1 protein-coding gene and 1 pseudogene are annotated in these 1,597 nt (G+C 68.7%); both read left to right on the forward strand.

Annotation, left to right across the window (positions count from 1 at the left end):
* The first annotated feature begins 193 nt into the window (after positions 1-193).
* A complete protein-coding gene (locus ACM2XV_RS15090) occupies positions 194-1,306 on the forward strand; it encodes a glycosyltransferase (protein ID WP_344773355.1) in 1,113 nt (370 codons plus the stop codon).
* A gap of 9 nt (positions 1,307-1,315) precedes the next feature.
* Positions 1,316-1,597: pseudogene (locus ACM2XV_RS15095) on the forward strand (molybdopterin-dependent oxidoreductase); the annotation flags it as partial.

Here is a 1,597-nt window from a genome sequence, read left to right on the forward strand (position 1 = left end):
TGTGGGGCGTTCCCGAGTGCCAGACCAGAACGCGCTGCGGGCTTCCGCCCGTGTCGAAGAAGCTCACGCGGCGCCCGTCGGGCAGGGTGAGCGACTGTGCGGCATCCGTCATCGTCGGCCCTCCGATCAGTCGTGTCTTGCGCCGCCTGTGCGCTTTCTCAGCGCCAGGCGGGATAACGTCGTCTGAGCAATCATGGACGTCACCATCATCGTGCCGACCTTCAACGAGTCGTTGAACGTCGAAGAACTTGTCACCCGTACCGAAGCCGCCGTCGGGCGGCGCGCGGTTGAGATCGTCTTCGTCGACGATTCCACCGACGACACGCCCCGGGTCATCGAGCAGGTGGCGTCCCGCCACTCGATCCCGGTCAGGCTGATCCATCGCGAGGTTCCCGTCGACGGCCTCGGCGGCGCGGTGCTCGAGGGCTTCCGAGTCGCCAGCGGGCGCTGGGCGGTCGTCATGGACGGCGACCTGCAGCACCCGCCCGAGATGCTGCCCGGGCTCATCGACACGGCGCTCGCAGGCGACGCCGAGGTCGTCGCGGGCTCGCGCTTCCTCGAGGGCGGCTCGGCCGAGGGCCTCTCCGACGGCCTGCGCGTCTTCCTCTCGCACTTCGGGAACGGCATCACGAAGCTGCTGTTCCCCCGCAAGCTGCGAAACTCGACCGACCCCATGTCGGGCTTCTTCGCCGTGCGGCTCGATGCCATCGACCTCTCGGTGCTGAAGCCCCGCGGGTTCAAGATCCTGCTCGAGATCCTGTGCAGGAAGCAGATGAAGCTCGCCGAGGTGCCCGCCATCCTCGCCCCGCGCGGCGGCGGCGAGTCGAAGGCCGACGTCAAGCAGGTGTGGCGCCTGACCCGCCAGATCGTCGAGCTGCGCATCGGGCGGATGCCGGGCTTCGCGCTCATCGGCTTCATCGGCGGCGTCGCGAACCTCGTGATCATGTGGGCGCTGCAGAAGGCAGGCTGGACCTATCTCGAGGCGGCGATCGCGGCGGCGGTGATCACGATCGTCGGGAACTTCATCGCCCAGGAGCACTTCCTGTACCACGACCTGCGGGCGGGCGCCCGAAAGCTGTGGTGGCGCTTCGGCCATTCGGCCGGGTTCAACGCGATCGAGTCGGCGGTGCGCACCTTCGTGCTCTGGGCCGCCGTCGAGCTGCTGCACCTGCACAACCACACCGTTCTGACGCAGGGCGTCCTGTTGCTGATCGGCTTCCTGCTGCGGTACACGTACCACGAGCGGGTCGTCTACAAGCAGCTCGTCGGCGAGGATTCGGACGAGGTTCAAAGCACGCGGGCTTAGCGTGATCACGTGAGCAGCAGCGGCGGGCGACGGCAGTGGCGGCCCGCGTTGGCGGGAGTGGCCGCCGTGCTGCTCGGGCTCGGCGCCGGCGGCCTCGTCGCCGCGATCGCCGCCCGCGCCTTCAGCCCCCTGGTGGTCGTCGGCTCGGCCGTGATCGACCTGACGCCGGGCGCCATGAAAGAGGCCGTCATCAGGGTCTTCGGCCATGGTGACAAGGCGTTCCTGTTCGTCGTGCTGGCCGTTGTGATCGCGGTACTGGCCGCGCTCGCGGGCGTGCTCGAGGTGCGCAGG

The organism is Gryllotalpicola sp. CP2-P1, from assembly GCF_057512245.1.